Annotated in this window: 5 protein-coding genes and 1 pseudogene; 2 read left to right on the top strand and 4 right to left on the bottom strand. The window is 75.1% G+C overall.

Annotated features, from left to right (window positions below; all coding sequences use genetic code 11):
- The 3 genes and pseudogenes from CTKZ_RS00070 to glgX all read right to left on the bottom strand — a co-directional run.
- Nucleotides 1-297, bottom strand: a pseudogene (locus tag CTKZ_RS00070) (hypothetical protein); the annotation flags it as partial.
- Nucleotides 298-458: 161 nt separating this feature from the next.
- Entirely contained in the window at nucleotides 459-2,117 is a 1,659-nt protein-coding gene (locus tag CTKZ_RS00075) for an FAD-binding dehydrogenase (protein WP_124341005.1), read from the bottom strand.
- A gap of 40 nt (nucleotides 2,118-2,157) precedes the next feature.
- The gene (glgX, locus tag CTKZ_RS00080; RefSeq protein WP_124341006.1) at nucleotides 2,158-4,374 is read right to left on the bottom strand and encodes a glycogen debranching protein GlgX; all 2,217 of its coding nucleotides are present in this window, start codon (nucleotides 4,372-4,374) and stop codon (nucleotides 2,158-2,160) included.
- A gap of 131 nt (nucleotides 4,375-4,505) precedes the next feature.
- On the opposite strand from glgX, the gene CTKZ_RS00085 reads away from it, so the two are divergent.
- Together CTKZ_RS00085 and CTKZ_RS00090 are read left to right on the top strand one after the other, a co-directional pair.
- Nucleotides 4,506-5,303 (top strand): electron transfer flavoprotein subunit beta/FixA family protein, encoded by a 798-nt coding sequence (locus tag CTKZ_RS00085; RefSeq protein ID WP_124341007.1) that lies wholly within the window; start codon nucleotides 4,506-4,508, stop codon nucleotides 5,301-5,303.
- A gap of 62 nt (nucleotides 5,304-5,365) precedes the next feature.
- On the top strand, nucleotides 5,366-6,361 hold the full coding sequence (locus CTKZ_RS00090; protein ID WP_124341008.1) for an electron transfer flavoprotein subunit alpha/FixB family protein: 996 nt from the start codon (nucleotides 5,366-5,368) through the stop codon (nucleotides 6,359-6,361).
- A 69-nt stretch (nucleotides 6,362-6,430) separates the two neighbouring features.
- Here the strand turns inward: CTKZ_RS00090 and CTKZ_RS00095 are convergent.
- On the bottom strand, nucleotides 6,431-6,875 hold a 445-nt coding region (locus CTKZ_RS00095; protein ID WP_148090444.1), incomplete at its 5' end, for a phosphotransferase family protein.

Below are 6,875 nucleotides of genomic sequence, written 5' to 3' on the forward strand. Positions count from 1 at the left end.
GCTCGGTGCCGCGGGGGTCGGGGTGCCGGCGGTGGTGCCGGCGACCGGCACCGCGGGTCCGACCTGCGCGGTGGTGGCCGGGTGCGTGGGCTCGGTCGCGGCGGCCGTGCGGGTGCGCGTGCGGGTCGGCTTCGCGGCCGCGGGGGTGCCGATCTGCTCGACCGCGGACGCGGCACGCCGGCCGCGCTTCGGCGGCTCGGCGGGGGTGCCGGACGCGGCCGGACCGGGTTCGGTGGCGGGCGTGAGGCGGGGCGCGGTGGTGCGCGAACGGCTGCCGGACTTCGGGGGAGTCGTCACGCTCCCGAACCTATCCGCAGGCGGTGGGGGTGGGCATCCGGTGCGGGAGCCGTGTCCGCCACACCGGGGTGACGCGCGCCCGACCTGGGCGGATGTGCCCGGTGTGCGACGTGCCGTCGCGGCCGCCTGCGACCTGGACCGTCAGTCCAGCGGCGGCACCGTCAGTCGAGCGTCGACGCCAGCGCGCGGCCCGTCGTCCGTCCGGTGAACAGGCAGCCGCCCAGGAACGTGCCCTCGAGCGCGCGGTGCCCGTGCACACCGCCGCCGCCGAACCCCGACGCCTCGCCGACGGCCCACAGCCCGGGCAGCACCTCGCCGTCGGGTCGCAGCACGCGTCCCTCGAGGTCGGTGTGCAGCCCGCCGAGGGTCTTGCGCGTGAGCACCGACAGGCGGACCGCGAGGAGCGGGCCGTGCGCGGGGTCGAGCAGCCGGTGCGGCTTGGCGACGCGGATGACCTTGTCGACGACGTACCGGCGGGCCATCGCGGTCGCGACCACCTGGAGGTCCTTGCCGAGGCCGGACTCCACCTGGCGGTCGCGGTCGACGATGGTTTGCTCGAGCTGCTCGGCGTCGATCCGGTCGGTGCCGGTGAGCGCGTTCATGCGGCGCGCGAGCTCGGCGGGCGTGTCCGCCCAGAGGAACTCCTCCGACTCGTGCGCGAACGTCTCGACCGGGCCGACCGCACCCGGCAGCACGCGCTGGAGGAGCTGCGGGACGCTCTTGCCGGTCAGGTCGGGGTTCTGCTCCGAGCCGGACAGCGCGAACTCCGAGCCGAGGATCGTCTTGTCGAGCACGAACCACGAGTGGTCGTCGCCGCGCGACGTGAGGTGCTGCAGCGCGCCGAGCGAGTCGAAGCCGGGGAACAGCGGGACGGGCAGGCGGTTCCCGTCGGCGTCGAGCCACAGCGACGACGGGCCGGGCAGGATGCGGATGCCGTGCCGGCTCCACACGGGCGAGTGGTTGGTGATGCCCTCGGGGTAGTGCCATGCGCGGTCGGGGTGGACGACCGCGCCCCCTGCGTCCCGTGCGGCGGCGACGCCCGAGCCGTCGACGTGGTCGGGGACACCCGACAGCATCCGCTCGGGGAGCCGGCCCGCGTGCTCGGGCCAGGTCGCGCGGACGAGGCCGTGGTTCGCGCCGATGCCGCCCGTCGCGACGACGACCGCGGCCGCCTCGAGCTCGAAGGGGCGTGCGACCTCGCGCGAGCTCGGCACCGCGCGGGCGACGCCGTCGTCCACGAGCACGTCGCCGCGCACGCCCGTGACGCGGCCGTCGGTCGTGACGAACGACGTCACGCGGTGCCGGAAGCGCACGTCGACGCGCCCGTCCTTGCGCGCGTCGAGGAGCGTCCGCACGAACGGCTCGAGGATGCCCGGACCCGTGCCCCACGTGACGTGGAAGCGCGGGACGGTGTTGCCGTGGCCGCCCGCGGTGTAGCCGCCGCGCTCGGCCCACTGCACGAGCGGGAACCAGCGCACGCCCTGCGCGTGCAGCCACGGCCGCAGGTCTCCCGCCGCGAAGTCGACGAACCCCTCCGCCCACGCGCGTCCCCACCGGTCCGAGCCGTCGTCGGCGAAGTCCGCCGAGCCGAGCCAGTCGGCGAGCGCGAGCTCGGCCGAGTCCTTGATGCCCAGCCGGCGCTGCTCGGGGGAGTCGACGAGGAAGAGCCCGCCGAACGACCAGAACGCCTGCCCGCCGAGGCTCGCGGCGTTCTCGGCGTCGAGCAGGACGACGCGGCAGCCCGCCGCGAGGAGCTCGGCGGTGGCGACCAGGCCCGCGAGGCCCGCGCCGACGACCACGACGTCGTGGGAGTGCGTCATGTCGCGACGGTACACGTCTGGACGGTCGTCCAGAAGGACGTCACTCCGCGCGGTCGAGGACGTACACGCGCATGCTCAGGGGCTCCATGACCGTCGACTCGCCGGGCTCCGCGTGCAGGCTGCCGGCGATCGCCTCGGCCCGCTCGTCGCCCGGACGCTCCCACACCGAGTCCCACGCGAGCCGCCACCGACCCCCGTGCTCGTCCGCGAGCACCACGGTCACCGAGTCCAGCGCGCCGTTCACGACCAGCATCACCGTGTCGTCGTCGGGCGGGGGAGCCGTGCGCACCATCTGCAGCGTGCGCACTGACGGGTCGTGCCAGCGCGCGTGGTCGAACGGCGTCCCGAGCGCGTCGTACCAGGCGAGGTCCGGGCGACGGTCCGGCAGCAGCGGCCGGCCCGAGTAGAACCGGTCCGCGCGCAGCGCCGGGTGCTCGCGGCGCAGGAGCAGCAGCCAGCGAGCCGTCGTCAGCAGGTCCTTGCGCCACGGCGCGAGGTCCCAGCTCACCCACGACGTCTCGTTGTCCTGGCAGTACGCGTTGTTGTTGCCGTGCTGCGTGCGGCCCAGCTCGTCGCCCGCGGTGATCATCGGCGTGCCCGCCGACAGCACGAGCGTCGCGAGCAGGTTGCGGATCGAGCGACGGCGCAGCGGCACGATGTCCGCGCCCGGCCCCTCGAGGTGCACCGGGCCCTCGAGCCCGTGGTTCCACGACCGGTTGTCGTCCGTGCCGTCGCGGTTCTGCTCGCCGTTCGCCGCGTTGTGCTTGTGGTCGTACGCGACGAGGTCGGCGAGCGTGAACCCGTCGTGCGCCGTCACGTAGTTCACCGACGCGGCCGGGCCGCGCATGAGCGGCGGGTCCGTGTGGCCGAACAGGTCCACGGAACCCGCCAGGCGCGTCGCGAGGTCCCGCACGCGGTGACCCGGCAGCCCGTGCGCCGCACGCGCCGGGTCCGCGAGCCAGAACGACCGCGTCGCGTTGCGGAACCGGTCGTTCCACTCCGCGAACGGCGGCGGGAACTGCCCCGTGCGCCAGCCGCCCGGGCCCACGTCCCACGGCTCGGCGACGAGCTTGAGACCGTGCAGGCTCGGGTCGACCTGCGCCGCGACCAGGAGCGGGTGGTCGGGCGTGAAGCCGTCCGCGTCGCGGCCCAGCGTCACCGCGAGGTCGAAGCGGAACCCGTCGACGCCCACGACGTCGGCCCAGTAGCGCAGCGAGTCGAGCGTCATGCCGACGACCGCCGGGCGGCGGAAGTCGAGCGTGTTGCCGGTGCCCGTCACGTCGGCCAGACGGGCCGGGACGCCGCCGTCGTGCGCGTAGTACAGCGTCGAGTCGAGCCCGCGCCACGACAGGTGCTGCCCCGGCAGGCCGCCCTCGCACGTGTGGTTGTAGACGACGTCGAGCAGGACCTCGAGACCGGCCTCGTGCAGGCCGTGGACGGCGCGGCGGACCTCCTCCAGCACCGCGTCGGGCCCGAGCGCGCGCGCCTCCTTGGTCGCGTACGCGGCGTGCGGTGCGAAGTAGCCGAGCGTCGAGTAGCCCCAGTAGTTGGTGAGGCCCTTCTCGACCAGGTGCGGCTCCGAGGAGAACGCGTGGATCGGGAGCAGCTCGACCGCGGTCACGCCGAGCCCCAGCAGGTGGTCGACGACCGCCGGGTGCGCGAGGCCCGCGTACGTGCCGCGCAGCTCCGGGGGCAGGGCGTCGTGCAGCGCCGTGAGGCCCTTGACGTGGGCCTCGTACACGACCGTGCGCGACCACGTCGTCCACGGGCGGTTCGCCGCCGGGTCGGGCCCCGGCAGGTCGCGCGTGTCGACGACCACGGAGAACGGCACGTGCCCCGCGGAGTCGCGATGGTCCGCCGGTCCGTACGGGTCGCCGTGCAGGTCCTCGTCCACCACGTGGCCGTACGTCTGCGGGACGTGCTCGACGTCGCCGACGAGGCCGCGCGCGTACGGGTCGACCAGCAGCTTGCGCGGGTTGTAGCGCAGCCCCGCCGACGGGTTCCACGGACCGTGCGCCCGGAACCCGTAGCGCTGCCCCGGGCGGATGCCCGGCACCGACGCCGAGAACACGCCGTGCACCGGGCCCGACAGCGTGATGCGGCGCTCCGTCAGCGTCCCCTCGACGCCGTCGAACAGGCACAGCTCGACCGCGGTCGCGTGCGACGCGAGCACCGCGACGTCCACCCCCTCGTCGGTCACGTGGACACCGAGCCGGGGCGGCCGTCGGGACGGGGCGGTCGCACTCACGCCCGCCATTCTGCTGGACGGACGTGACACCCGTGCGTCGTGCGTGCTTCCGGGCGGCGTCACGCCGCCCCCTTCCGCCACCCTTCCGCCCCTCGACACGGCGGACCGGGGCGGCCGCCGCGGGCGGTAACGTCTCCGCCGTGAGGATCGTCGTCTGCGTCAAGCACGTCCCGGACATCCAGTCGGACCGGGCCCTCGGCCCCGACGGTCGCGCGGTGCGCGACGGCGGGGACGGCACGCTCAACGAGCTGGACGAGAACGCCCTCGAGGCCGCGCTCGCGCTCGTCGAGTCCCTCGGCGAGGGATCCGTCGTGGCCCTGACCGTCGGCCCGGACGACGCCGCCGACGCGGTCCGCAAGGGCCTGCAGATGGGCGCCGACGAGGCCGTGCACGTCGTCGACGACGCGATCGCCGGCTCCGACGCGATCGGCACCGCGCGCGTGCTCGCCGCCGCCGTGCAGCACCTCGCCGCGCAGGAGCCCGTCGACCTCGTCGTCACCGGCATGGCCGGGCTCGACGGCCTCACCTCGCTGCTGCCGACGGCCCTCGCCACGCTGCTCGACCTGCCCGCGCTGCCGCTCGGTGCCGAGCTCACGGTCGACCCGGCCGCCCGCACCGTCCGCGTGCGCCGCAACCTCGACCACGCGACCGAGGTCCTCGAGGCCCCGCTGCCCGCCGTCGTGTCCGTGACCGACCAGGCCAACGAGCCGCGGTACCCGAACTTCAAGGGCATCATGGCCGCCCGCAAGAAGCCCGTCACGACGCTCGCGCTCGCCGACCTGGGCCTCGACGCGTCGGCCGTCGGTGCCGCGGGTGCGCGCACCGAGGTCGTCTCCGCGGCGGCTCGCCCGGCCCGCGACAACCGCGTGCTCGTCACCGACGACGGCGAGGCCGGCGTGAAGCTCGCGCGCTACCTCGTCGAGAACAAGCTCGTCTGAGCCTGAAGTCCGTACCGCCCGGACGCCCGGGCTCCTCGCACCACCCGAGAATCGAGAACGCCGTGACCGGAACGACAGCGCCCGTCCTCGTCCTGCTCGACCACACGCCCGAGGGCGCGCTGCGCAGCCCCGTCCGCGAGATCGCGACGCTCGCCGCGTCCCTCGCCGGCGGCGCCGGCGTGCACGGCGTGTGGCCCGCCGACACCGAGCCGTCGGCCGACGTCCTCGCCGAGCTCGGCGCGCTCGGCGTCACGCAGGTGCACCGCGTCGTCGCCGACGCCGACCTGCACCTGACGGCCGTCCTGGCGGAGGCGCTGGGCTCGCTCGTGGCGGCGACCGGGGCAGGCCTCGTGCTGCTCGTGTCGTCGTTCGAGAACAAGGAGGCCGCGGCGCGCCTGGCCGTCGCCACCGGCGCCGGGGTCGTCACCGACGCCGACGGGCTCGTCGTCGAGGACGGGCGCTACGTCGCCGACAAGACCGTCTTCGCCGGCACCTGGACCACGCGGTGCGCGATCACCGCGCCGCTCGCCGTCGTCACCGTCAAGGCCAACTCCGTCGTCGTGGACGCGTCCGCGACCGGGGGTGCGCCGGCCGTCGTGCCCCACGCCGTCGCGGTCTCCGAGGGCGCTCGGCGCGTCACGCTCGTCGAGCGGACCGAGCGTCCCGACAGCGGTCGCCCCGACCTCGGCAGCGCGCACGTCGTCGTCGTCGGCGGGCGCGGCACCGAGGGCGACTTCAGCCCCGTCGAGGAGCTCGCCGACGTCCTCGGCGGTGCCGTCGGCGCCACGCGCGTCGCGACCGACGAGGGCTGGATCGGCCACGACGCGCAGATCGGCCAGACCGGCGTCACCGTGTCCCCGCGGCTGTACATCGGCGCCGGCGTGTCCGGGGCCGTGCACCACCGCGGCGGCATGCAGGCGTCCGGCACGATCGTCGCGGTCAACGCCGACGCCGACGCGCCCATCTTCGAGATCGCCGACTTCGGCGTCGTGGGCGACCTGTTCACGGTCCTCCCGCAGGCGGCGGCGGAGCTCCGCCGCCTCAAGTCCCAGGACTGACGTCCGTCGATACCGACATGGGTGCCGTTCCGCGTGCGCGGACGGCGCCCACGTCGGTATGAACGAGGGTCAGGAGAGGTCGCGGAGCCAGCGGAGGGCGGCGACGCCCTGGGCCGCCTGGAAACGGCGCAGGTTGGGGATGCCCGGGGGCGGGGGCTGCAGCGACGAGGAGATGAAGTAGCCGGACAGGCCCGCGAGGACGGCGCGCAGGTCGTCGTCGGAGACGCCCTCGCTCACGGCGGACCCGCGGAAGACGGTGTGCGGGTCGCCGCCGCCCTGCAGCGACACGCTCGGCAGCATGAACGCCCAGTCGAGCCAGGGGGCGCCGATCGCGGCGTGCGGCCAGTCGATGAGCCAGACGCGGTGCTGGTCGTCGATGATCACGTTGTCCGCGCGCAGGTCGCCGTGCACGAGCGCGTCGCCCGCGCAGACCCGCAGGGCCTCCTGCTCCCGCAGGACGAGCTTCTCGTGGTGGTCCCGCGCCCACTGGCCCAGGTCGCCCGCGCGGGCGACG

Source organism: Cellulomonas algicola, from assembly GCF_003851725.1.
Taxonomy (GTDB): domain Bacteria; phylum Actinomycetota; class Actinomycetes; order Actinomycetales; family Cellulomonadaceae; genus Cellulomonas; species Cellulomonas algicola.